This window comes from Allokutzneria sp. A3M-2-11 16 (genome assembly GCF_024213555.1).
In the GTDB taxonomy this organism is placed as follows: Bacteria; Actinomycetota; Actinomycetes; order Mycobacteriales; family Pseudonocardiaceae; genus Allokutzneria.
Genome location: NZ_JANAVO010000004.1, coordinates 206,213 through 229,969 on the forward strand (window position 1 = coordinate 206,213; position 23,757 = coordinate 229,969).

The following is a 23,757-nucleotide window of genomic DNA, read 5'->3' on the forward strand; positions in this document are numbered from 1 at the left end:
TCGGTGTCCGAGCGTTGTCCACGGTCATCGCACAAAGCGAAACCGCAGGTCAGGAGATGATCACGTGCAGCTGGACGTAGAGGCTCTCCGGGAAGAACAGCGTGCCGTCCGCGGCGGCCATCTTCCACCGCACCACGCACTGGCCGAGCCGGTCGGGGATGTGGAACGGCGCGGCCACCAGCACCGACTGCCCCGGCCTGGTCATGGCGATCGGCACCCGCTCCGGCGAGGAGCACCCGCCAGGCTGCATCGGGTCGATCCGCACCAGATAGCGGTCGGTCCAGGTGGCCGAGCCGACGTTCACCAATTCCCAGATCTTGACGATATCCGTTCCCGGGTGCACAATCGCACCATTCGGGTAATTCACCATCCGACGCATTCCGACGTTGTCACCGGGCACCAGCCGATGCAGGTGCTCCGGCACGCCGGTGGCCACCAGGGGAACCTGTTCGGCACTCGTCAGAAAAAGGCCGAGCAGCAGAAAAATAGCCAACAGCACAACACCGCTGCCAAATAACCGAATCGGCTTGACCGGTTTCGGAGCAGATCTCTGGAGCGGTACGACAAGGGGGCCGCCCTCGATCTTCGCCCGAGCGCGCTCCCATTTCGCACACCATTCCGTGCGCACCTCGTCGACGTCCTCGCCGAGCGCGTTGACCGCGAGCGCGCGCACGTACTCCCAGGTGGTTTCCCTGCTGGGGAAGTGCTGGCCGCGCGCGGCCGCGGCCAGCGAGGACTTCGACGCGGCCGCGCCGTAGACGGCGCGCATGCAGTCGTACGAGGGGTTGCCCGCGCGGAGCTTCAGGCGCCACAACTCGTCGGCGAACTCCGCGACGGGTCCGGAGGCGGGGTCCGGCCGCACCGCTCTGCGTCCCTGTTTCGCCCGGTCAGCACCGGGGCTCCCGGTAGTACTGATGGGTTTTCTCCACAACGTCCACAACCATGATCAAACGAGTCAAGCTACAACGCGGCGGGCGCCCGCCACGCCCCTGTTCGGTGACGGCCGAAACGCGAGGGATCTGCCGCGTGTCACGTTCCCAGCGTGTCCAGGATCTGCTGGCCGTAGCGGGCCAGCTTGTTCTCGCCGACCCCGCTGACGGTGCCCAGCTCGGCCAGCGACTTCGGCGCCTCGGTGGCGATCTGCCGCAGCGTCGCGTCGTGGAAGATCACGTAGGCGGGCACGCCCTGCTCCTTCGCGGCCGCCGCCCGCCACGCGCGCAGCTGCTCGAACACCGGCGCCGCCTCGGCGGGCAGCTCGACCGCGGCGGCCTTGGCCTTCGCGGTCTTCGCCGCCCGCGGCGCGCGTTTCGGTTCCCGCCGCAACAGGACGTCTCGCTTGCGCCCCAACACATCCGAGCTGGCCTCGGTGAGGACGTAGGTGCTGTACTCCCCCTCGACCCCGAGCAGGCCGTGCGCGAGGAGCTGCCGGATCACGCCGTGCCACTCCGTGCCGTCCAGCTCGGCGCCGATGCCGAACACGGAGAGCTGGTCGTGCCGGTACTGCTCGATCTTGGCGGTGCGCTTCCCGAGCAGGATGTCCACGATCTGCGCCGCGCCGAACTTCTGCCCGCGCTCGCGGTCCAGCCGGAGCACCGTGGAGAGCACCTTCTGCGCCGCGATGGTGCCGTCCCACGACTCCGGCGGGTTCAGGCAGGTGTCGCAGTTGTCGCACGCCGCGCCGGTCTGCCCGAAGTAGTTGAGCAGCTGCACGCGGCGGCACTGCACCGTCTCGCACAGCGCGAGCATCGCGTCCAGGTGCATCGCCAGCTTCCTGCGGTGCGCGCGGTCGCCCTCGGAGGTCTCGATCATCTGCCGCTGCTGCACCACGTCGGCCAGCCCGTAGGCCATCCACGCGGTCGACGGCAGCCCGTCCCGTCCCGCGCGGCCGGTCTCCTGGTAGTAGCCCTCGATGGACTTCGGCAGGTCGAGGTGGGCGACGAAGCGCACGTCGGGCTTGTCGATGCCCATGCCGAAGGCGATCGTGGCGACCACGACCAGGCCGTCCTCGCGGAGGAACCGCGACTGGTGCTTCGCGCGCGTGGCCGCGTCCAGCCCAGCGTGGTACGGCACGGCCGGAATCCCGTTCTGGCTCAGGAACTCCGCGGTCTTCTCCACCTTCGCCCTGGACAACCGGTAGACGATGCCCGCGTCGCCGGCGTGCTCGGTGCGGATGAAGTTCAGCAGCTGCCGCTCGCCGCCGTCCTTGAGCACCATGCGGTACTGGATGTTCGGCCGGTCGAAGCTGGAGACGAAGTGCTTGGCCTCGGTCAGCTTCAGCCGGGTCGCGATCTCGCCGTGCGTCGCCTTGGTCGCGGTCGCCGTGAGCGCGATGCGCGGCACGTCCGGCCACCGCTCGTGCAGCTCGGAGAGCGCCAGGTAGTCCGGCCGGAAGTCGTGGCCCCACTGGGAGACGCAGTGCGCCTCGTCGATGGCGAACAGCGAGATCGTGCCGCGCTCCAGCAACCGCACCGCCGACTCCACCCGCAACCGCTCCGGCGCCAGGTAGAGCAGGTCCAGCTCGCCGGAGAGGAACGCCGCCTCCACCTCGCGGCGCTGCCGGGCGTCCTGGGTGGAGTTGAGGAAACCGGCCTTCACACCGAGCGCGGTGAGCGCGTCGACCTGGTCCTGCATCAACGCGATCAGCGGCGAGATGACGACCCCGACGCCTTTCCTGACCAGCGCGGGCACCTGGTAGCACAGGGATTTCCCGCCGCCGGTCGGCATCAGCACCAGCGCGTCGCCGCCGCCGATCACGTGCTCGACGATGGCCTGCTGGTCCCCGCGGAAGGAGTCATAACCGAAGACTCGGTTGAGCACTTCCACTTCTGGACGGGTCTCGGGGAACGCCATGCGCCCGATCCTACGAGCGCCCCTGACACCCTCCGCGCCCCCCGCTGGTTCCCCCGTCTTCAAGTCCCCCCAACCCCCGGCGCAGAGGTCTCCAACCACCCCCAACCCCCGCGCTTTTGCCCTGAACGAGTCGTTCGGGGACCCCAACGCCCCGAACGACCCGTTCAGGGACATCGACCAACGCCCCAAACGAGTCATTGGGGTACTTGAACGTGCTGAATGAGTCATTGGGGGAGTTGAGCGCCCTCAATGACTCATTCAGCACACTCAACGGGACAAACGCGGCATTGGGGCGGGGAGCGGGTGAGCAGGGGTTGGGGGTGTTTGGAGACCTTGGGGGCGGGGGTTCGGGGTACTTGAAGACCGCCCGACCTCAGGGCTTGCGGCCCACCCCCGCGTAAGGCAACGCGTTGATCTCCGGGTTGTCGGTGACGTCGCCCGCGCCCTCCGGCCGCCACAGCGCGCAGCCGACCAGGCCCGGCTCCACCAGGTCGAAGCCCTCGAAGAAGCGGATCACACCGTCGTAGTCGCGGACGTAGGGCAGGTTCTGGCTGGACTTGTACACCTCGACCGCCTCGTCCAGCCGCGAAACCCCCGAGTCGCCCGCCACGTGCGACAGCGCCATGAAACTGCCCGGTGCGAGCCGGTCGCGGTAGCGGGCGAGGATGCCGACCGGATCCCAGGAGTCCGGCACGAAATGCAGCAGCAGCAACATCATCAGCCCGACCGGCTGGTCGAAGTCGAGCTGCTCCCGCACCTCCGGGGAGTCCAGAATCCCTTCCACATCACGGAGATCGGCCTGGAGCACGTCGGTGCGGTCGTTGTCCTCCAGCAGCAACCGCGCGTGCGCGACGGCCACCGGGTCCTTGTCCACGTACACCACGCGGCAGTCCGGCTCCACGGCCTGGACGATCTCGTGCAGGTTGCCGACCGTCGGGATGCCGGAGCCGACGTCGAGGAACTGGCGCACCCCGGACTCGACCATGAACAACGCCGCGCGGCGCAGGAACGCGCGGTTGAGCCGGGTGGCGTCGCGGATGCCGGGCATGATCGTGAGGATCTTCTCGGCCAGCTCGCGGTCGGCGGCGAAGTTGTGCCCGCCGCCCAGCCAGTAGTCGTAGACCCGGGCTGGGCTGGGCACCGTCGGATCGACCTCGGGTGGAACCCGGTACGGGCTTCCGGTCACGGCGCAACACCTCGACATCCGATCGTGTGGATGTGCCCACGAGATCATCGCGGGCCGCAGCGCACATTACCTACTGTGACCGGTCGACACGATTCCTGTGAAGGCGGTTGCATGGGCACAGCCCCGGTGGTCCCCGGTCGGTTACCTCTCGTCGGCCACACCATGTCCATGGTGCGCGGCCCGGTGCGCTTCCTGACCTCGCTGCGGGAGCACGGCGAGGTCGTGCGGATCTTCCTCGGCCCGCTGCCGGTCTACCTGGTCACCACGCCGGAGCTGGCCTGGCAGGTGCTCGCGGGCGAGGCGGACAAGTTCGACAAGGGCATCGTCTTCGACAAGATGCGCCCGCTCTTCGGCGACGGCCTCGCCACCTCCAACGGCGCGTTCAACCAGCGGCAGCGGCGGATGGTGCTGCCCGCCTTCGGCCGCGCCAGGATCGAGGGCTACGCGGAGTCCACGATCACCGCGCTCGCCCGGGAGCTCTCGCTGAGCTGGCGGCCGGGCGAGGTCGTCGAGGTGGACCAGCGGATGCAGGACCTGGCGCTGGGCATCGCGGGCCGGACCCTGTTCTCCACCGAGCTGGGTGACGACGTGCTCGCCGAGATCCGCCGGTCCATCCCGATCATGCTGGAGAACGTGCTCGTGCGGGCGTTCTCCCCGCGGGTGGTGGAGAAACTGCCGATCCCGGCCAACCGCCGCTTCGACGCCGCCGCGGCCCGGCTGCGCACGGTGATCCCCGCGGCGATCGGGGCGGCGCGGGCAGGCGGCACCGACCACGGCGACCTGCTCTCGACGCTGCTGCTGGCCGAGGACCCCGAGACCGGCGAGTCGATGACCGACGAGCAGGTGCACGACGAGGTGATCACGATCCTCACCACGGGGGCCGAGACCACCGCCGTCGCGCTCGCCTGGTTCTTCCACGAGATCGCGCGGAACCCGGAGATCGAGCGGCGGTTCCACGCCGAGATCGACGAGGTGCTCGGCGGAAACCCCGTCACCTTCGCCGATCTGCCGAAGCTGGAGTACACGCAGCGGATCATCAACGAGGTCCTGCGCCGCACTCCGCCGGTGATCCTGATGCGCCGCACCCGCGAGGACACCGAGATCGGCGGGGTGCCCGTCCCGCAGGGCACCGAGGTCGCGGTCAGCCAGCACACGTTGCACCAGAACCCGGAGTTCTACCCCGATCCCGAGCGTTTCGACCCCGACCGCTGGCTGCCCGAACGCGCGGCGAAACTGCCGAGGGGCGCCTACATCCCGTTCGGCGCTGGCGCCCGGTTCTGCCCCGGTCACTTCTTCGCGCAGACCGAGATCGCGATCGTCGCGGCCACCGTCGGCGCGCGCTGGCGACTGGTCCCGGTACCGGGAAAACGCGTGTACGCCAAGGTGAAAGCCACGATGCAGCCCAACCAGCTGCCGATGACCGCGGTGCCGAGGGATCACCTGAACGTGACTCCTTGATCACGAACGGTACTGTCCCCTCCCCGGCGCTTAGACGATCTTGGAAGGTTGTCCCCGTGCGACTGCTGCCGAAACTCACCTCCTCGTTACTCGCGTGCGGCCTGCTGATGGCCGGGGCCGCCGCCCCACCCGCCTTCGCCGCCGAGGTCACCTGCTCCGAGGTGACGCTCCCGGTGACCGCGCCGGGGCTGCTTCCCTTGCTGAGCCCGGGAATGCCCGCCGTCGTGCGCGGTCAGTACTGCGCACCCACCGGCGCCGCACCGAAAACGGTGCAGCTGCTGGTGCACGGCGGCACGTACAACCGCGCGTACTGGGACCTGCCCTACCAGCCGGAGAAGTACTCCTACCAGCGCGACATGGCCAAGCACGGGTACGCCAGCTTCGCCGTCGACCGGCTCGGTGCCGGGCGCAGCAGCAAGCCGCTGAGCATCCCGATGACGATCGAGGCGGAAGCCCTTTCCCTGCACGAGGTCGTCGGCCACCTGCGCGCGGGCCGGGTCGGCGGGATCGCGTTCGACAAGGTCATCATGATCGGCCACTCCGTGGGGTCGGGCATCGTGTCCTACGCCGCCGCGAAGTACAAGGGCGACGTGGACGGCGTCGGCCTCACCGGCATCACCCACCTGCCCAACGTGCCAGCGCTCGGCCTCGGCGCCGGGCTCGGACTGCACCCGGTGCTCCTGGACCCGTTGCTGGGCGACAGGGGCAGCGATCCGCTGTGGTTCGCCACCCGCCCCGGCGCGCGCGGCCCGCTGTTCTACTCCGACAACGCCGACCCGGACGTGATCGCCGCCGACGAGGCCACCAAGGACCAGGTCTCCGTGCCCGGCATGGGCACCGTCGCGGTCTTCGGCATCGTCCTGCCGGTCACCCTCGGCATCGACGTCCCGGTCTTCCAGGCCGTCGGCGAGAAGGACATCCTCTTCTGCGGCCTGCTCGCGCTGCGCGACTGCTCCAGCGCGCAGACACTGCGCCCCGCCGAGGCCCCGTTCTACACCGCCAAGGCGAAACTGGACCTCCACGTCCTGCCGAAGGCGGGCCATTCCCTTGGCCTGCACAAGAACGCCGACGTCTACCGCGACGCCACCCGGGTGTGGCTGCAGCAGTTCGGCTCCTGACGCACCACCCCGCACAGCGCCCGCCGCCCATCAGGACGGCGGGCGCTGTCGTGTTCAGTGCACAGCGGCCACCACCTTCACAGCAGCATCGTCGTAACAATTCAAAGAACACCCAACCAGGCGCCAACCGAAGACCTCCGCTAACAAAGGGATTCTCCGCCTCGATGACCTGAATCGACGGCAACATATCCTGGAGGCCTACATGTACGAAGCACTCGGCGCCAATGCTCCCGCTTATCGCCCCGCCGGAAAATCTTCCGGTCTGCTTTTCGGCGTGGTCGGTTTCGTAGCGGGCGCGATGGTCGTCGGTGCCGCGTGGGCCCTGTTCACGTCGAGCGCGGCGACGAGCGAACCCGAAGACACCTTCACCCTCCGGGGCACGATGGCGCTCACCGCCAGCGGTTCCACCCGGCTGTCCGGGACCACGTGCGCGGGAACCGGTGGTTACAGCGACATCAGGGAGGGCGCGAGCGTCACGGTCTACGACCCGCAGGGCTCGGTGATCGCCATCGGCCACCTCGGCACTTCCTCCACCAGTACGACCACGTCGAGCTACTCCGAGCCGTGCACGTTCAAGTTCGAGGTGGCCGGCGTTCCGGGCCATCACCGCTTCTACCAGGTGGAGGTCAGCCGCAGGGGAAAGGTGACGAGTGAGCAGAACGCCGCCAAGTCCGGCTCGGTGGCCCTCAGCCTCGGCATGAAGTGAACGGACCCCCGGACTGCCTCATTCATGGGCATCCGCCTAAATCTCCTTTTCCACTGAACCAGCGGTTCCCATCACCCCCACTCCACGAGCAAGGTCGAGGACAAGCGCAACACGGGGGTGAATGTGCAGGGAAATGGAAACCACAACGGCAGGTGCTAGGCCGGTGCGCGGCGGTGGAGACGAAATGGGCGAGGCACGCTGATTCCAGCCGGATCACCAAGCCGGGCAAGAAAACAGGGATCAGGCGCGGTTCTTGCAGGTGGTGTGGATCTTCGTGAACTGGCGCAGGTACTCGTCGTGAGCATCGCCGCCCGTGACGCGCATCAGCACCTCGTCGCCCTGCCGCAGCGCCGACCACGCGAGGTTGTGGCTGCCGGTGTACACGCGCGGCGTGGTGTCGTCGTCGTAGCGGCCGTCGATCATGATGGTCTTCGAGTGCACCTGGAGATCGCGCTTGCCGGGCGTGTTGTCGAAGTTGTTGCCCGCGGCCGTGCGGCGGTACCGGGTCAGATCGGTGAAGTAGGTCCGGAAAGCCTTGTGCACCTTGGCATCGGTGAAGGTGAACATGTCGTTGTACGCCTCGACGGCGTCCCAGTCACCGAGGTTGGACGAGCCCATGTGCACCACGTCCGACACCACGGTGCCGTCGTTCATCCGCACCTTCGAGAACGCCGCGAACTTGGTGTGGAGGTATCCGGTGCTCCAGCTCGTCTGGCGGGTGGCGATGCAGCCGCGCCGCGCCCCGCAGGTCACCACGTGGTTCGGCTTGGTGTCGTCCGCGCCGAGCGCCGCCTTGAGCTGGGCGTGCGCGGGTTTTCCCACCAGCTCCTCGGGCAGGATGACCCGCACCCCGCGCGCGTGTGCGGCGAGCAGGCGCGCCACCGGGTTCGACTCGTGCTTGATGACGTCGAAACCGGAGTACGCCAGCACGATCTCCTCACCGGCGGTTCATCACCGGATCGGCTCGGCCCGCACGGGTGTCAGCACCGCGAGCACCGCCGAGACAACGAGAAGGGACCTCCTCATGACCATCCGCCTCCTCTGCTCAGTCCTCAATGGACTGCCGCGGGGTTGAGAACCGGACGGGCGCGGTAGACGATCAAGACGCGCGACGGCCAGGGGCGTGAATGGTATTCACGTGTGACCGCAGACATGAGGAAAAGACAATTTCTCCAAGGTTGGATGTCGGTCATGACCCGGACGGACTCATCCGGAAGGATGCATGAGACCGGTGACACAGGCCCGCGGTGACACGAGGACTCCGCTGGCCGTGGAAAGGAACTGCGAGTGATGACGAGCCAGTCTCCGCCGTCCGACCCACGGGCGAAGGGCACGGCACCGCGTCGGCGCGGACGCGCGGGCGCCTGGTTCCGCCCCCGGCGGCAGCCGGGCCGCCTCGGTGGTTTCGGCCTGGTCCGACTGATCGCGTTGCAGGTCGTCCTGCTCGGCCTGGCCTACGGCGTGTTCCAGGGCATGTGGGCGCTGATCGCCTCGTGCGTGCTGGGCCTGCTCGCGCTCGCCCTGATCTTCGGCAGGTCGCACGGGCGCTGGTGGACCGAGAGCCTCGCGCTGTGGCTGCGGTTCCGCCGCCGCCGCGGCGCCCCCGCCGAGGTCCGGGAGGACCCGAGGCTCGCCGCGCTCAGCGAGCTCGCCCCGACCCTGGTGGTCGACGACGTCGACGGGCCCAACGACCGCAAGCTCGGCCTCGGCAGCGACGGCGCGGGCTGGTTCACGGTGATCGAGGTCGCCCCGGCCGACGGCAGCACGCCGACGCCGCCGGTCCCGCTCGCCGCCCTCGTCAAGATCGCCGCGGAGGCGGAGCAGGCCGGGGTGGTCACCCAGGTCGTCGCGCACAACGGCCCGATCGTCGGCCCCGGCAGGCGCGAGCACACCACCTGGGTGGCGGTGCGGCTGGACGCGCACGCCGCCGCCGAGTCCATGATCGACAACGAGGACGGCCGGGTGGACGTGCCCGCCGTGCTCTCCGAGATCACCCGCCGGGTGGAGCGGGTGCTCCAGCGGCGCGGCCACGGCGCCAGGATCCTCACCGCCGAGGAGGTCACCGAGGCCCTGGCCCGCGCGTGCGACCTGGCCCGGCCGGGCGGCCCGGAACGCATCCGCGAGGAGTGGGACGCCTGGTACTCGCCCTGGCTGGCGCACACCTGCTTCTGGGTGCGCTCCTGGCCCGACCCGGTCCGCGGGGTCGAGCTGCTGGCCGCGCTCGCCGAGCTGCCCGCGCCGATGATCAGCGTGGCGCTGCTGCTCGACCCGACGCTGGCCGGAGCCGACCTGCGCTGCCTGATCCGCGTGGCGGCCCCGCCCGACCGCATCGGCCAGGCGTGCGCCTCGGTCCTCGAAGTGGCTGCACGCTCGGGGGCCCGGCTGACACAATTGGACGGGCAACACGCACCGGCGGTCTACGCGTCGGCGCCATCAGGGGGAGGTGCACGTTGAACGAGCCCGAGCAGCCCGACCCGCGGCCCCGGAACCCCCAGGGCCCGCAGCGCCCGCCGGGACCACCCCAGCCGCCCCACCAGCAGCGCCCGCCCCAGCCGCCGCAGAACCCGAACAACGGGCCGCAGCAGAGGCCACCCCAGCAGAGTCCGCAGCCGGGACCGCAGCACGGGCAGCCGCAGGGCCCCAGGCACGGACACCCGCCCACCCCGCACCAGGGCATGCCGCAGCAGACCCGTCCCCCGCAGCCGGGCCCGCCCGGCCAGGGCGCGGTCCAGCAGCGCCCGTTCCCGGGCGGCCCGGGAGGGGTGCGGCCGGTGCTCGGCGGGCAGCACGCGCACACGCCCCCCGGCGGCCAGCAGCTCCAGCAGCCGCACCCCCAGCACCAGCAGCAGCCCGTGCCGGGCCCGCACCAGCAGCCGGGCCCACAGCAGCAGCCGGGACAGCAGCCGGGACAGCACCGCCCGGCGGGCCCGCCCCCGCAACACCAGCAGCAGCCGCATCCCCAGCAGCAGCAACCGGGTCCCGCGCACGCGCGCCCCGGCGTGCCCATGCCGCCACCGGGCCAGATGGGCCAGGTCCTCGGCGGGCCGATGGCCTACCCGGGCGCGGCCGCGGCGGGCGCCGCCGCGGCGGCGGCCCAGGCATCGGCCGCCGGAACGCTGCTCGCGCAACCGCTCGCGGTGGGGTCGAGCCCTCCGCTGGCCCCGCCGACCCCGCCGGGGCCGACCCCGGAGCGGACCGGTTCGCGGGAGGAGGAGTCGTGGCAGACCCGCAAGCACGGCGGCCTGTCGCCGCTGCGCATCGGTCACCACCACGCCTCCGACGAGGAGCTGGACCTGCTGCAGATCGCCGGGAGCTCCTTCGGGCTGCGGCTCGGCCGGGACCAGGCGGGCCAGCCGGTCGCGATCCCGCTGTTCCGGCCGGAGCACACCGAGGCGCTGCTGGTCGGCGGGATGTGGGCGGCGCGGCTGCTCGCCTTCCGCGCGCTGCGCTTCGGCGCCCGCGTCGTGGTGTTCACCCACCAGTCCGGCGGCTGGTCGGAGCTGGGCGAGCTGGCCGTGGGGCGGGTGGACCGGCTGATGGTGCTGCCGCCCGGCTCACCGAACGAGCTGACCGCCTCGGCCGACAAGCCGCTGCTGTGCGTCCACGACGACCAGCCGCCGCCCGCCGAGGACCCGGTGCCGTGGCGGACCAGGCTGACCGTGCTGCGCCAGCTCACCCCGGAACGGGCCAGGCTCGCCGCGAGCTCGGATCTCGTGCTGCTGCAACGGTTGGCGCCGTTCGAGGCGTCGTTGGTGGCCACGGAGATGAGCTTCACCCCGGACACCACGCAGGAGATCTCCCGGCTCCGGGACGACATGGTGGCGATGTTCATGGACACCGCCCGGCAGTACGCGGCGCTCACGGTCACCGGCCAGGAGCAGCGGCTCGGCCGCCCCGGCCGCTACTAGCGAACACGACGGCGGCCCACTCCCGATCGGGAGTGGGCCGCCGTCGTGCGGAGCCGGGCTACAGGCCGTTGATCCGGGTGCGAGCGCGCTCGCCCTCCGTCTCGGCGAGCTCCTGCCAGTCATCCGGCGTCGCCGGGGCGGGCTGCTTGCCGATGTTGCGCCTGCTCTCCTCGTCCACCTTGCCGTCCTCGGTGGTGTAGAGCTGCTTGGTCTGCCGGTTCTCCTCGTAGTTGTGCTTGGTGACGACGTGGTCGGTCCGCTCGTCGAGGACCTTGCCGTTGGCGTCCTTCTGCACGACGGTGGTCTGCTCGTGCGTCGTCTGCGGCCCCCTCACGGGGCAGTCGGTCGTCAACGTCCGCGTGGTGGTCGTGGTCCCGGCGGGCTTGCCGTCCTTGTAGAAGGTGGTCGTGGTCGAGCCGGTCGGAAGGCTGGACATCGTGTAGATGGTCTCGCCCTTGGCGTTCGTGACCACCTCCTTGACCTCCGTGCCGGTCTTGGTCACCGTGCGCTCGCCGCCGTCAGCGGTCCGGTAGGTCGTGATGATGGTGCCGTCGGCCATGCAGACCCCACCGGTCTTGACATCGCCCCGGGCGCCGTCGTTCGCGGCGCCCTCGCCCGCCGCGTTGAAGACGCCGTCCATCGTCTGCAGCTTGCCGTTCTTGTCGTAGAGGTGCGACAGGTTGGCTCCGGCCGGCTTCTTGCCGCCCGCCTCCTGGTAGACCCACTGGATGGCGCTCAGGCTGACCCCGTGGTTGTTCGCCCCGGTCTCGTAGCAGTCGGCGAGGGTGTGGAAGGCGCTGCCGTCGGCGAGCAGCGTCTGGTACTCGTCACCGCAGAACGTCGACATGCTCACCTGGTTGGAGCTGGTCAGCTCCTCGGCGGCGCCACCGGCCGTGAGACCGCCGGTGCTCAGCGGGTACTTCGAGCCGCTGACGAAGAGCTCCATCATCGGGCCGTTGACGTCGGCGAGCAGGTTGGCCGCGATGGTGGAGACGTTCTTGGCGAACCCGCGCAGGCTGCTCGGGTCGGCCTTGAGCTCGTCGCCGGATGTTGCCCAGTCCGGAGTGGTGTTCATTCAGCTCCTCCAACGGTCCGGCCTTGGCGGACCGGTGTGCTGCGGCTGCTACTTGGCGGTGACGTCGGGCTTCGGTTCGGCGCGGTACTCCTGCTCGGTGCGCTTGTCCACGACCGGCCCGCCGGGGTTGGCCTGCGGGGCCCACGCCTCCTCGGTGCTCTCCGCGACCTGCTTGCGGATCTCACGGGCGACCTGGTCGGCGGAGCGCTGCGGGGCGATGCGCTGGTCGAGGGCCGCGGGCTGCGCGCCGAGCAGCGAGGTCGGCACCGACGCTTCCTTCTCCCGCTTCGCGTCGACCGGGTCCTTCGCCGCCATCCGGCCTTCGAAGACCGACTCCGCCGCTGACGGCAGGGCGGTGCCGAACTCCGAGTTCTGGCGCTTCAGCTCGCGCATCCGCTCCTTGCGCTCGCGGAGCGCGCGCTCGCGGGCCTTCATCTCCTCGGAGTGGGTCTTCGCCGGTCCGGTCCGGTGCGGGTTGGCCAGCACCGGCGGCACGGAGTCACCGGTCAGCGGGGCCGCGGGCTGCGCGCCGGGCCGGGTCCGCCGGGAGGGCGTGTTCGGCTTGCGGTCGCCGAGCACCGATGGCGGGGGCGTCGTGGACGGCGGCGCCTGGAACGCGTCTTCCACGTCGTCGTTGCGCGGCGCGCCCTGCTTCGGTGCGGCGGGCCGGTTGCGGTCGTTGTTCTGCGGCGCGGGCGGCGGGGTCATCTGCCCCGGCTGCTGCGGTCCGCCGAGCCCCGGCACGTCCTTGCGCTTCTGCTGGTCCTTGGCCTGGTTGCCCTGCGGCGCGGGCGGCGGGGTCATCTGGCCGCCCATCGCGTTCTGGCCCAGCGTCGACCCGCCGAACCCGGGCGGGGCGCCGCCCTTGAAGGCCGAGGGGGCGCCGCCCGGTCCGGGCGCGTTGAGCGAGGGGTTCGTCCCGAGCACGCCGAGGTTGCGCCCGTTCAGTCCGGGCGGCGGGGTGCTGAACGTGCCCGGCGTCGGCGTCCTCAGGCTGCCGGGCGAGGGCGGGGCGCCGGGCGTGCGCAGGCCGTTGGGCAGCGGCGGAGGGGTGGTCAGCCCCGTCGGGACCACCGGCGGGGCCAGCGGCGGTGCCGTCGGCGGCGGCGTCGCGGGCGGGGGCGTCGGCGGTGCCGTTGGCGGAGGCGTAGCGGGCGGTGCCGTGGGCGGTGCGGTGGGCGGCGGGTTCGCCGGAGCCCCGGGCGGGCCACCGGGAGTGCCGGGCGGTCCGCCGGGAACGCCACCGGGCGCGACGGGCGGCAGCTCCATCCCGGTCACCTGCGGGTTGAACACGGCGTTCGGCGGGTTCAGGATGTGCGCCTGCGCCTTGGCCATCCGGCCGAGGTAGGGCGCGTAGCCGTTCTCCATGTTCTTGAGGAGGGTCCTGGCCTTCCTGCTGTACTCGTCCTGGACCTCCTTCTCCGCGTCGGCCTGCATCTGCTCGTTCGTCCGGCCCTGGACGAGGCCGAAGCCGTACATGTCCTTGGCGATCGCCCCGGCGTAGTCGCCGAAGCTCGGCGAGGCCTCGCCCCGCTTCTGCTCGTACTCCGCGTAGAGGACGTCCATTTCCTTCTGGTACTGGTCCATCACCCCGGCGATGCCGTTGAGCACGGAGGAGTTCTCGGCCGCAGCCTGGCGCCACACCTCCAGGTAGGCCAGGTTCTTGCCGAGCTTGAGCAGGGCCGCCTCCTTGGCGGCGGGCGACTCCCACTCGACGTTGAGCTTGTCGACCTGCTGGCGCAGCTGGGTGCCGGTGTGCTGGAGGTTGGTGGCGACCTGGTTCCAGAGGTCCGCCCGGGTCCTGGCGTAGCCGGGCATCTCGCCCATCACCATGATCTTGATGGCCTCGATCGACAGCGTCTCGAGCTTGCCGTCCTCGGTCGCGCGGGGCGAGGCGGGCGGCGGGGTCTGGCCGCCCTTCACCATTTCCCGGCGCTGCTGCTCGGCGTAGGTGAGCGGACCCACGGTGGGGCCGATGAAGTTGCCATGGGACAGACGGTCGAGCCCGTTGAAATCGAAGCCGTAGTAGTCGCCGTTCCTGTCACCCATGTCGCCTTCACCGCCCGCTGCTCGCCGTGCGCCCCGCCACCTGGAGTCATGTCACCGTTATTAGGGACGTTGCCAGTGTGCCGATGGTTCCAGGCGAGCGGGGCGGTTGCCGACCAAAAGGATCAGATTCCTTGTAGGTGCATGCTTGTTGCTTCAGTCTTCCTGATCCGGTGGGAGGTAGCCCAGCTGCACGAGCTCGTTACCGTTTCGTGACGTCAGCCAGCCGCGGCCGGGCGGCAGCGGCTGCGGCTTGATGTTGCCGAGCAGCGCGCCCTCCTGCGGGCTTCCGGACATCAGGATGCCCGGCGAGGCCAGGTCCCTGATCCGCGCGATGACCGGGTCGTACATGGCCCGGGAGGCGCCACCGCTGCGGCGGGTCACCACGATGTGCAGGCCGACGTCGCGACCCTGGGTGAGGAACTCCAGCAGCTGCGTCAGCGGGTTCTGGTGCGAGCTCGGCGCCACCAGGTCGTAGTCGTCGACCAGGATGAACAGCTCCGGACCGCTCCACCAGCTCCGCTTGCGCAGCTGCTCGGGGGTGACGTCGGACTTCGGCAGCCGCTTGGTCATCACGCCGATGGTCAGCTGCACCAGGTCCTGCACCGTGGCCTGGGTGGTGGTGTAGGAGATGAGGTACTCCTCCGGCACCAGGCCCAGCATGCTCCTGCGGAAGTCGACCAGGGCGATCTGGGCCTCCTTCGGCGAGTAGCGGGACATGATGCCGGTGGCCAGCGAGCGCAGGAACGCGCTCTTGCCGGACTCCACGTCACCGAAGAGCACCAGGTGCGGCTCGGCCTCGAAGTCCAGGAAGACCGGCTGGAGGTCGCTCTCGGCGATGCCGATGGGCACGGCCTTGCGGCCCCCCGGCACGGCGGCGGGCAGCTCCGAGTAGGGCAGCAGCGCGGGCAGCAGCCGCACCGCGGACGCGCGAGGACCGCGCCAGGCGCTGTTGACCGTCTCGACCAGGTTCTGGGTGCCCTCGGTGATGTTGTCCGCGGTCTCCTGCGAGTCGATGCGCGGCACCCCGGCCAGGAAGTGCATGGCGTCCGGGGCCAGGCCGCGGCCCGGGGACTGCTCCGGGACGGCGGAGGCCTGCCTGCGGCCGATGACCGAGTCGGTCGCGTCGCCCAGCCGCAGCTCCACCTTGGTGCCGAACATGTCCCGGATGTTCATCCGCAGGTCCATCCACCGGTTGCACGCGACGAGCAGGTGCACCCCGAAGGCCAGACCGCGGTTGACCAGCTCCGAGAGGGCGGGCTCCAGGGTCTCGAACTCCGTGCGGATGGTCGCCCAGCCGTCGATGACCAGGAACAGGTCGCCGAAGCGGTCCTCGGGGAAACGGCCCGCGCGCAGCATCTGCCGGTAGGTGGCCATGCTGTCGATGCCCAGGTCGGAGAAGCGCTGCTCCCGCTCGGCGAGCAGGCTCTGCGCCTCGGCCACCGAGCGCCGCACCTGGTTGCCGTCCCGCCGCGTCGCCACCCCGCCGACGTGGGCGAGGGTGCGCAGCGCGGCCAGACCGCCGCCGCCGAAGTCCAGGCAGAGGAACTGCACCTCGCGCGGGGTGTGGGTGAGCGCGAGGCTGCAGATGATCGTGCGCAGCGCCGTGCTCTTGCCGCTGTGCGACCCACCGGCGACCGCGATGTGCCCACCGGCGCCCGCCAGGTCCAGCCAGTAGGTGTCCCGCCGCTGCTCGGCGGGCCGGTCGATGACGCCGACCACGCCGCGCAGCGCGCCCCGGTTCTCGGCGGAGGAGCAGGTCAGGCCGCGATCGGGGTCCACGATCAGCGGGCCGACCAGCTGGTCCAGGGTCGGCGGCGCGTCCAGCGGCGGCAGCCAGACCTGGTGGGCGGGCCGCCCCTTGCCCGCGAGCCGGTCCACCAGCACGTCCAGCAGCGTGTCGCCGATCTGCTCGCTGGTGTCGGGCTTCTTCTCCACCGGCTTCTCGGAGAGGCGGGGCCGCAGGTAGCGGGTGGAGTAGTCCTGCACCGGGTCGATCTCGCGGCCCTCGTCGTCGACGAGCTTCTGGCCGCCCTTGTGGTGCACCCCGGAGACGTAGGCGGCGCGGAAGCGGACCAGGTCCTCGGTGCCGGTGCGCAGCAGGCCGTTGCCCGGCGCCCTGGGCAGCTGGTGCGCGTCGGGCACGCCGAGCACCGCGCGGCTCTCCATGGCGGAGAACGTGCGCAGACCGATCCGGTAGGACAGGTGTGAGTCCAGGCCGCGCAGCCTGCCCTCGTCCAGCCGCTGCGAGGCCAGCAGCAGGTGCACGCCCAGCGACCGGCCGACGCGGCCGATCTGCACGAACATCTCGATGAAGTCCGGCCGCGCGGTGAGCAGCTCGGAGAACTCGTCGACGATCACCAGCAGCGCGGGCAGCGGGTCCAGCGGGGCGCCCGCGGTCCGCGCCTTCTCGTAGTCGCGCTGGTTGGCGTAGTTGCCCGCCTTGCGCAGCAGCTCCTGCCTGCGCATCAGCTCGCCCTGGATCGCGTCGAGCATGCGGTCGACCAGGTGCAGCTCGTCTTCCAGGTTGGTGATCACCGCGCTGGTGTGCGGCAGCTTGTCCAGCTTGGTGAAGGTCGCGCCACCCTTGAAGTCGGTGAGCACGAAGTTGAGGATCTCCGGGTCGTGGGTGATCGCCAGCGCCAGCACCAGGGTGCGCAGCAGCTCCGACTTGCCGGAACCGGTGGCGCCGACCAGCAGGCCGTGCGGGCCCATGCCGTCGTGCGCGGACTCCTTGAGGTCCAGGTCCATCGGCCTGCCGTCGGCGGTCAGCCCGATCGGCACCCGCAGCCGGTCCCGGTTGGACCTGGTGGTCCAGGTCTGCCCCACGTCGAGCTGGTACGGGTCGCCGAGGCCGAGCAGGTCGGTCAGCTCCAGCGAGGTCGACAGCGGCTGGTCGCCGCTGGAGAGCGCGGACAGCCGCAGCGGCGCCAGGCCGCGGGCCAGGCCCAGCATCTCCTCGACGGAGAGCACGTCGGCGGTGCCGATGGCGGCCTCGCCGTCCATGGTCCGGCTGCGCATCGCGCCCTCGGCGTCGATGTCGAGCACCAGGGTGGTGGAGTCCAGCACCCTGGGCGGGGTCTCGGAGAGGTTGAACACCGTCACCCCCTCGACACCGCCCTCGATCATCAGGTGCTCCGAGCTGGTGGTGTTGCCGCCGTCGACGAAGACGACCAGCTGCGCCGAACCCTCGATCGGCATCGAGCCCGGGTTGAACCGCGGCCGGTTGGCCAGCACGTCGTCGAGCATCGCCTCCAGCGCGGTGACCGCGGAGGCCACCAGCCGGATCTGCCCGACCGCGTCGGTCTTGCTGTCGTGCAGGGCGTGCGGCAGCCACTTCGCCCATTCCCACAGCGGCCGCTCCTCCTGCCGCACGCAGAAGGCGATCAGGATCTCGCCGGGCGCGTGGAAAGTGGCCAGCTGCGCGACGACCGCCCTGGCGAAGGCGCGCTTGCGGTCGTCGTCACCGGTGACGTAGATCCGGGAGAATCCGCGCAGCGCCACCGCGATCGGCAGATCCGGCACCGTGGAATAGCGGTTGACGAACTTGCTCAACGCCATCGCCGACATCGGTTCGAGCTCGTCGACGGGCTTGGTCTCCGGTGGCACCAGCGGGGTGGCCAGCGACTGGCTGCCGAGCCCGATCCGGACCACCGAGAAGTCCCACTCGTGCGGCCTGCGCTCCCACAGCCGGGCGCTCTGCACGGTGGACCAGAGGCGGTCGGGATTGGGGTGGCGGTAGAACATCGCCAGCCGCTGTCGCTCGATCGTGTCACGCACCTGGGCCCGCTGCTTGCTCAGCTTGCGCAGGTAGGAGCGCCGGTTCTGGGCCATCTCCTGCTTGCTCGCGCCCTGCCCCTGCTGGCTGAGGATCTGGTAGAGCACCATGCCCAGCGCGGCCGTGCCGTAGAGACCACCGGCGACGTACATCAGTGGGCCGCGGTTGCCGCCCGCGCCGATCAGCAGCGCCATACCCGCCGTACCCGCGAGCATCGGCAGGATCATCATGGCCCGGCCCCAGCTCTTGCCGCCGGGGGGCGGGTTCTCCGGTGGCGGCTCCAGGACCACCTCGCCCGAGGGGAGCTCCGGCGCCGCTCGGCGCTCCGGCCGCCTGACGATGATCGTTGCCAAAACCTGAACCTTCTCCCGAAAATCCTGGTGCTGATCCTGGCGCTGAAACGCCCGAGCTATTGATGGGGCAAACTACCCCGGTGATTGTCTGTGCTGCCCGCCCCTGCGAATCACGGTCTCATTGTGCCGGGTATGCCCGGTCCTTTTGTGGGAGGTGCTCATGACCATGCCCGTACGGGGTGCCACGCTGGCCAAGGTCACGGTCGTGACACCGAAGCGCACGATAGACGTGGCGCTGCCGGAGGACGTCACGGTCGCCGAGCTGCTGCCCTATCTGCTGCGACACGCCGGTGAGGACGCCGCCGACGACGGCGAGCGGCACGGCGGCTGGGTGCTGCGGCGGCCGACCGGGGAAGCGCTCGACAGCCAGCGCACGCTGGCCGCGCAGGACGTGCGCGACGGCGAGCTGCTGCACCTCGGCCCCGGCCAGGCCGAATGGCCCGAGATCTCCTACGACGACCTGGTCGAGGCCATCGCCAGCGGTTCCCGCCGCTTCGGCCGCAGCTGGGGCAACACCGCGACCCGCCGCTGCGGTCTCGCGCTGACCGCGGCGATCCTGCTCGCCGGCTCGCTCGGCGGGCTGCTGTTCCGGCCGCCGTGGCTGGTCCCGGGCATCGTCATGCTCTCCGGCGCCGCCGTGCTGATGGCCATCGGCGTGACCATCGCCCGCGCCGTGCCCGACGCGTGGGCCGGGGTGGTCTTCGCGGGCGGTTCGCTGCCCTACGCCTTCATCGGCGGCTACCAGCTCACCGCCCCCAGCCACCTGCCGATGGGCGCGTTCGGCTCGCCGCAGCTGCTGCTCGGCACGATCGCGCTGCTGGTCTTCGGCGTGGTCGGCTACGTCTCGATCGCCGTCGCCGGGCGGGTGTTCATCGCGGCCATCCTGATCGGCGTGCTGGGCTCGCTCGGCGCGCTGCTGGCCGGGTCGATGACCGCGGCGGGGGCCGCGTCGGTGGTGCTCGCGGTGGGCATCGGCCTGCTGCCCGGCTACCCGATGCTGGCCATGCGCCTGGGCAGGCTGCCGCTGCCGGAGCTGCCGCAGCGGGCCGCCGACCTGCTCAAGGAGGACAAGCAGCCGCCGTCCCCGGTCGTGGTGGCCGCGGTCGGCCGCACCGACGAGGTGCTCTCCGGCCTGCTCACCGGCGTCGCCGTGACCAGCGTGCTGGCCTCGGTCGCGCTGGTCACCGAGGGCGGGGCGTCCAGGATCACCATGGCGATCCTGGTGGTGCTGGCGCTGACGCTGCGCGCCCGGCTGTTCCCGATCCCCCGCCAGCGGCTGCCGCTGCTGCTCTCCGGGGTGCTGGTGGCGCTGCTGCTGGCCGGGGCGTGGGTGGCGGTCGTGGAGACCACGCTGGCCAGGTCGTTGCTGCTGCTCGGCGTCGCCGTGCTGGCCGGGCTGGTCGCGATGGCCGGGCTGGTCTACAGCAAGAAGGCGCCCTCGCCGTGGCTGGGCCGCTTCGCCGACATCCTGGACGTGGTGGCGCTGATCGCGCTGATCCCGTACGCCGGCTACATCACCGGCTTCTTCTTCTACGTGCAAGGACTGATGGCCTCGGTCGGCTGACCCTCCCCCGGCGACCGAAGACCCCACCCAGCGAAGGACGAGCGTGGCTACCCGACGCGACCAGCTCCAGGCGTACCAGTTCATGATGCAGCGGGTGATCTCCGCGGTGATGCTGCGCGAGACGGACCCGGAGCAGACCCCGCTGCGCCGCGGCGTCGGCGCGGTGTTCGCGGGCGTGATGATCGCGGTGCTGGTGGCGGCCGGGTACGGGATCTACGGCATCTTCACCGGGATCGGCGGCACGTCGTGGAAGCAGCCGGGCGCGGTGATCATCGAGCGGGAGACCGGCGCCACCTTCGTCTACCTGCCGGGACCCGGGGCGCAGGCCAGCCTCCAGCCGACGCTGAACTACACCTCGGCGCGCCTGCTCAGCACGGGGTTCAACGTGGGTCCGTACCGGGTCTCCAGCGCCGACCTCGCCGGAATCCCCCGCGGCGGTGCCACCGTGGGCATCCCCGGGGCGCCGATGTCGCTGCCCGACGCGAAGCGGGCCAACACCGAGCCGTGGACGACCTGCTCGGTGCTCGGCGACAACGGCACCGGCGGGCTGACCCCGACCACCACGCTGATGGTGGGCGCGGGCGTGCCGGGCGGGACGCCGCTGGGCGAGCGGGGCCTGCTCGTGCGCGACGAGTCCGACCGCGCCGTGCACCTGATCTGGCACGACCACCGCTACCGGATCACCGGCAACTCCCCCGACCAGCTGCTGCGCTCGGTCTTCGGCGCCCAGACCATGATCGAGCCGGTCGGCCCGGCCTGGCTCAACGGGCTGCCCGCGGGCCAGGACATCGGGCCGATCCAGGTGGACAACGCGGGCCAGAACTCGACCGTGCTGGCCGGGCGCAAGGTCGGTGACATCGTCTTCCACCCGGTCGGCAACGGCGTGCAGAACTACCTGGTGCGCTCCGACGGCCTGGCGCCGGTCAACGACTTCCAGGTGCGCATCCTGCGCGGCCAGTACTCGGTGCAGCCGGTGGAGGTCTCGGCCGCCGCCGCGACCGCGGCCCCGAGCAGCAACGCGCTGGCCCCGGCCGCGGGAACGGCGGGCCTGCCCGCGCAGCCGCCCGCGCTGACGGTGGTGGGCGACGGCGGCAAGGCCCCGGTGTGCTCCAAGGCCGTCGACGCCAAGTCCGCGCCGGTGGTCTCCCTCGGCGGCTCGGCGGAGGCGCTGGCCAACGGCCTGGTCACGCGCGCGCAGACCGCGGGCGGCACCAAGCTCGCCGACCGGGTGCTGCTCCCGCCGGGCGCGGTGGTGATCGTCCGGGCCTCGCCCTCGGACCGCACGGACGGCTCCGGGGCCCTCAACATCGTCACTGACCTGGGCATCCGCTATCCGGTGCCGAACGCCGAGGTGCTGGGCAAGCTCGGCTACACCACCACGCGGGCGGTGTCCATGCCCGCGGCCCTCGTCCAGCGCATCCCGGTGGGCCCGACCCTGGACCCGAGCCTGGCTGGATCGGTTCACAGCGCGGGCTGAACGGACGCTAAACCCGAATAACATTTCCATCGAAACTGAAGAGTCGGGTCTACAACCTGCGGTTAAGCTTGTTCTAGGGTCCGGTGGAACCGCGCGCCGAGTCGGCGCGTCGGAGAATGTGAACGACTCGCTGATTCCAAGATCGAAGGTGACCAGCCCGTGTCGGAGTCCAAGCTCACAGAAGACCAGATGATCAAGCTCGAGAAGGCCATCGAGCAGTGTGGTAACGACTCGCTTGAGATCATGAACAAGATCCGGCAGGACTACATGAGCAACGTCGGAGGCTCGTGGATGGGTCCCGCGGCCAACGCCGCCCTGCAGAAGCAGGAGGACTTCAGTGACGAGTGGAAGAGGATCGAAGAGATCCTCAACAAGCTGCTCAACGGCGTCAGCACGGTGAAGAACCGGGTGCTCGAGTTCTCCGACGAGCAGAAGCGAGCCTTCGAGGCGATGAACCTGGGCGATGACGGTGCGCTCTTCAACAGCCGCATGGGCGGCTGAGCCGGTCCAGGTCAGCTTCGACAGCCAGCCACTCACTCAGCGAAGATCAGACTCGAAGGTGGAAGACCAATGAGCCAGCCTATCGGTTACAGGTTCGGTGAAGTCGAGACGCTCGGTGCCAACACCAGGACGCACGCGGAGGCGCTGAAGCAGGCGTTCCAGGCCCTGATGACGGAGGCCCAGGCCATCTGCGGCGAGGACTGGAAGGGTGCCGCGATGGGGGCGTTCCAGGAAGCCCAGGTCGAGTGGAACAAGATGGCCGACAGCATGGGCAGCGCCCAGGAGCAGTTCGGTCAGAAGACCACTCTGGGCAGCCAGGACATGCAGGGTCTGGACCAGTCCCTGACGGGCCTCTTTTAGCACTCCGGCAGTTCCCACCCCGCGCGGGTGGCTCTCCTTGCCCACCCTGGCCCCGCCGCCATCCGGATCCCGAGGGACGAGCACCGTGCGGACGAACCCGTCAGCTGTTCCCAGCGCGCCCGCCGAAGAGTTCGGCGGGCGGCTGGGGCAGCTCGTCCTCGGGGTACTCGACGGGGTCCGGTGCCAGCCCGCTGCGCCAGCGGCGGCCGCGGCCCTTCGGCCAGAAGATCGCCAGCGCGATGACGAGGCCGACCAGTCCGACTCCGATGCCCGCCGCCCCGAAGCCCCACGCCGTGGCGTGGTCGTCGGCGGCCTTGATGGCCTTCTCCTCCGCGGTCGGTTCCTTCTGCCGCAGCGGCGGCAGGTCCGCGGGGCGACCGCCCGAGACCTGGTCGATCACCGCCTGGTACGGGTTGACGATGCCGTCGCCGTAGGTGCGCCGGTCCGGTCCGTCGTTGGCCGGGGTCGTGGTGGCCCGCAACCTCTTCACGACGTCCACATTGGACAGATTCGGCCAGTAGGCGCGCACCAGCGCCGCCGCGGCCGCGACGTAGCCGGTGGCGAAGGAGCTCCCGGCCGCCGTTCCGAGCCCGCCGCCGGGGTAGGTCGTCAGCACGCCGACGCCGGGCGCGACGATGTCGATCCGGCTGGCGCCCGGCACGACCTGGCCGCCCTCGTCGATCGCGCCGACCGTGAGCACCCCGTCCAGCGAGCCCGGGTACGTGGGCTTGCCCGCGTACGGACTGTCGCTGCCCACCGGCTCCCCGGTCGCGGCGACCACGACGGCGTTCTTGGCGATCGCGTTCTGCACCGCCTGCCGCAGCGCGGCGTTGTCCTCGCGGGCGACCTCGGCCACCGCGATCACCGAGGCGCCCTTGCCCACCGCCCAGTCGATGGCGTCGGCGAGCAGCCCGGGGTCCACGGCCTTCGGCGGCCCGCCCGAGACGTACTGGTCGGCGACGACCTTGGCCGAGAGCAGCGAGACGCCCGGCGCGACGCCGTGGAAGCCGATCCCCGGCGCGCTGCCCGCGGCGATGACGCCCGCGACGCCGGTGCCGATGCCCATGCAGTCCGGCCTGCCGCTGGCGTTGCGGCCGCTCGCCTGGGCGAGCGTGGTCGAGTCGGCGACCTTGCCGGAGAGCAGCGGGTTGTCCCCGGTACCGGTGCTGATCACCGCGACCTTCTGCCCCGACCCGGTGCTCATCGGCCAGGCGCGCTCCGGCGCCAGGAAGCGCTGCGGCCAGGGAACCGAGCGGATGTCGGAGCCCCCGGTGACGCACTGCTGCTGGGCGGTCGCGGTGGCGGGGGCGGCGAGCAGGCCCGCGGCGAGCACGGCCGGGACAAGAAGCACTTGGCCGATGCGCTTGGCGTTCACGG

Annotated in this window: 18 protein-coding genes; 9 read left to right on the forward strand and 9 right to left on the reverse strand. The window is 70.8% G+C overall.

Features of this window, described 5'->3' with window-relative positions:
• Positions 1-49: 49 nt before the first annotated feature.
• The 3 genes from NLX83_RS41975 to NLX83_RS25230 all read right to left on the reverse strand — a co-directional run bounded on the left by NLX83_RS41975 (position 50) and on the right by NLX83_RS25230 (position 4,036).
• Positions 50-862, reverse strand: coding sequence for an NBR1-Ig-like domain-containing protein (locus NLX83_RS41975; protein ID WP_254237634.1), 813 nt, complete (start codon positions 860-862; stop codon positions 50-52).
• Between the two features lie 167 nt (positions 863-1,029).
• Positions 1,030-2,850, reverse strand: a complete 1,821-nt coding sequence (gene recQ / locus NLX83_RS25225; protein WP_254237635.1) for a DNA helicase RecQ — start codon at positions 2,848-2,850, stop codon at positions 1,030-1,032.
• Positions 2,851-3,223: 373 nt separating this feature from the next.
• Positions 3,224-4,036, reverse strand: a complete 813-nt coding sequence (locus NLX83_RS25230; RefSeq protein WP_254237636.1) for an SAM-dependent methyltransferase — start codon at positions 4,034-4,036, stop codon at positions 3,224-3,226.
• A gap of 111 nt (positions 4,037-4,147) precedes the next feature.
• On the opposite strand from NLX83_RS25230, the gene NLX83_RS25235 reads away from it, so the two are divergent.
• The 3 genes from NLX83_RS25235 (at position 4,148) to NLX83_RS25245 (ending at position 7,318) form a co-directional block, all read left to right on the forward strand.
• Positions 4,148-5,494 (forward strand): cytochrome P450, encoded by a 1,347-nt coding sequence (locus NLX83_RS25235; RefSeq protein ID WP_254237637.1) that lies wholly within the window; start codon positions 4,148-4,150, stop codon positions 5,492-5,494.
• A gap of 56 nt (positions 5,495-5,550) precedes the next feature.
• Positions 5,551-6,612 carry an alpha/beta hydrolase gene (locus NLX83_RS25240; RefSeq protein WP_254237638.1) on the forward strand — a complete coding sequence of 354 codons (1,062 nt, stop codon included), beginning with the start codon at positions 5,551-5,553 and terminating at the stop codon, positions 6,610-6,612.
• A 202-nt stretch (positions 6,613-6,814) separates the two neighbouring features.
• Positions 6,815-7,318, forward strand: a complete 504-nt coding sequence (locus tag NLX83_RS25245; RefSeq protein ID WP_254237639.1) for a hypothetical protein — start codon at positions 6,815-6,817, stop codon at positions 7,316-7,318.
• A 240-nt stretch (positions 7,319-7,558) separates the two neighbouring features.
• On the opposite strand, the gene NLX83_RS25250 is transcribed toward NLX83_RS25245, so the two are convergent.
• Positions 7,559-8,248, reverse strand: coding sequence for a phospholipase D-like domain-containing protein (locus NLX83_RS25250; protein ID WP_254237640.1), 690 nt, complete (start codon positions 8,246-8,248; stop codon positions 7,559-7,561).
• Between the two features lie 360 nt (positions 8,249-8,608).
• On the opposite strand from NLX83_RS25250, the gene NLX83_RS25255 reads away from it, so the two are divergent.
• Positions 8,609-9,772 carry a type VII secretion protein EccE gene (locus tag NLX83_RS25255; RefSeq protein ID WP_254237641.1) on the forward strand — a complete coding sequence of 388 codons (1,164 nt, stop codon included), beginning with the start codon at positions 8,609-8,611 and terminating at the stop codon, positions 9,770-9,772.
• On the opposite strand, the gene NLX83_RS25260 is transcribed toward NLX83_RS25255, so the two are convergent.
• On the reverse strand, positions 9,736-10,305 hold the full coding sequence (locus NLX83_RS25260; RefSeq protein WP_254237642.1) for a hypothetical protein: 570 nt from the start codon (positions 10,303-10,305) through the stop codon (positions 9,736-9,738). The two genes, NLX83_RS25255 and NLX83_RS25260, sit on opposite strands and share 37 nt — an antisense overlap.
• Before the next feature lie 18 nt (positions 10,306-10,323).
• Here NLX83_RS25260 and NLX83_RS25265 point away from each other — a divergent pair, with 18 nt between their 5' ends.
• Positions 10,324-11,226 (forward strand): hypothetical protein, encoded by a 903-nt coding sequence (locus NLX83_RS25265; protein ID WP_254237643.1) that lies wholly within the window; start codon positions 10,324-10,326, stop codon positions 11,224-11,226.
• 58 nt (positions 11,227-11,284) lie between these two features.
• Here the strand turns inward: NLX83_RS25265 and NLX83_RS25270 are convergent, their stop codons facing one another.
• The 3 genes from NLX83_RS25270 to eccCa form a co-directional block, all read right to left on the reverse strand.
• Complete coding sequence (locus tag NLX83_RS25270) at positions 11,285-12,301, reverse strand: hypothetical protein (protein ID WP_254237644.1); 1,017 nt, start codon at positions 12,299-12,301, stop codon at positions 11,285-11,287.
• 48 nt (positions 12,302-12,349) lie between these two features.
• Positions 12,350-14,350, reverse strand: a complete 2,001-nt coding sequence (locus NLX83_RS25275) for a hypothetical protein (protein WP_254237855.1) — start codon at positions 14,348-14,350, stop codon at positions 12,350-12,352.
• Positions 14,351-14,503: 153 nt separating this feature from the next.
• Entirely contained in the window at positions 14,504-18,478 is a 3,975-nt protein-coding gene (gene eccCa, locus NLX83_RS25280) for a type VII secretion protein EccCa (protein WP_254237645.1), read from the reverse strand.
• 160 nt (positions 18,479-18,638) lie between these two features.
• Between eccCa and eccD the strand changes: the two genes are divergently transcribed.
• The 4 genes from eccD to NLX83_RS25300 all read left to right on the forward strand — a co-directional run bounded on the left by eccD (position 18,639) and on the right by NLX83_RS25300 (position 22,380).
• Positions 18,639-20,042, forward strand: coding sequence for a type VII secretion integral membrane protein EccD (eccD, locus tag NLX83_RS25285; protein ID WP_254237646.1), 1,404 nt, complete (start codon positions 18,639-18,641; stop codon positions 20,040-20,042).
• Between the two features lie 43 nt (positions 20,043-20,085).
• Entirely contained in the window at positions 20,086-21,519 is a 1,434-nt protein-coding gene (eccB, locus tag NLX83_RS25290; protein WP_254237647.1) for a type VII secretion protein EccB, read from the forward strand.
• 159 nt (positions 21,520-21,678) lie between these two features.
• Complete coding sequence (locus NLX83_RS25295; RefSeq protein WP_254237648.1) at positions 21,679-22,020, forward strand: hypothetical protein; 342 nt, start codon at positions 21,679-21,681, stop codon at positions 22,018-22,020.
• Between the two features lie 69 nt (positions 22,021-22,089).
• Complete coding sequence (locus NLX83_RS25300; protein WP_254237649.1) at positions 22,090-22,380, forward strand: WXG100 family type VII secretion target; 291 nt, start codon at positions 22,090-22,092, stop codon at positions 22,378-22,380.
• A gap of 100 nt (positions 22,381-22,480) precedes the next feature.
• Here NLX83_RS25300 and NLX83_RS25305 read toward each other — a convergent pair whose 3' ends face one another.
• The gene (locus NLX83_RS25305; protein WP_254237650.1) at positions 22,481-23,755 is read right to left on the reverse strand and encodes a S8 family serine peptidase; all 1,275 of its coding nucleotides are present in this window, start codon (positions 23,753-23,755) and stop codon (positions 22,481-22,483) included.
• Positions 23,756-23,757 lie beyond the last annotated feature (2 nt).

What these genes read in the sequence shown, in the direction of transcription:
- eccD (WP_254237646.1), top strand. Translation starts at nt 18,639, where the DNA reads ATGACCATGCCCGTACGGGGTGCCACGCTGGCCAAGGTCACGGTCGTG.
- NLX83_RS25300 (WP_254237649.1), top strand. Translation starts at nt 22,090, where the DNA reads ATGAGCCAGCCTATCGGTTACAGGTTCGGTGAAGTCGAGACGCTCGGT.
- NLX83_RS25255 (WP_254237641.1), top strand. Translation starts at nt 8,609, where the DNA reads ATGACGAGCCAGTCTCCGCCGTCCGACCCACGGGCGAAGGGCACGGCA.
- NLX83_RS25270 (WP_254237644.1), bottom strand. Translation starts at nt 12,301, where the DNA reads ATGAACACCACTCCGGACTGGGCAACATCCGGCGACGAGCTCAAGGCC.
- NLX83_RS25265 (WP_254237643.1), top strand. Translation starts at nt 10,324, where the DNA reads ATGCCGCCACCGGGCCAGATGGGCCAGGTCCTCGGCGGGCCGATGGCC.
- NLX83_RS25275 (WP_254237855.1), bottom strand. Translation starts at nt 14,350, where the DNA reads ATGGGTGACAGGAACGGCGACTACTACGGCTTCGATTTCAACGGGCTC.
- NLX83_RS25245 (WP_254237639.1), top strand. Translation starts at nt 6,815, where the DNA reads ATGTACGAAGCACTCGGCGCCAATGCTCCCGCTTATCGCCCCGCCGGA.
- NLX83_RS25235 (WP_254237637.1), top strand. Translation starts at nt 4,148, where the DNA reads ATGGGCACAGCCCCGGTGGTCCCCGGTCGGTTACCTCTCGTCGGCCAC.
- recQ (WP_254237635.1), bottom strand. Translation starts at nt 2,850, where the DNA reads ATGGCGTTCCCCGAGACCCGTCCAGAAGTGGAAGTGCTCAACCGAGTC.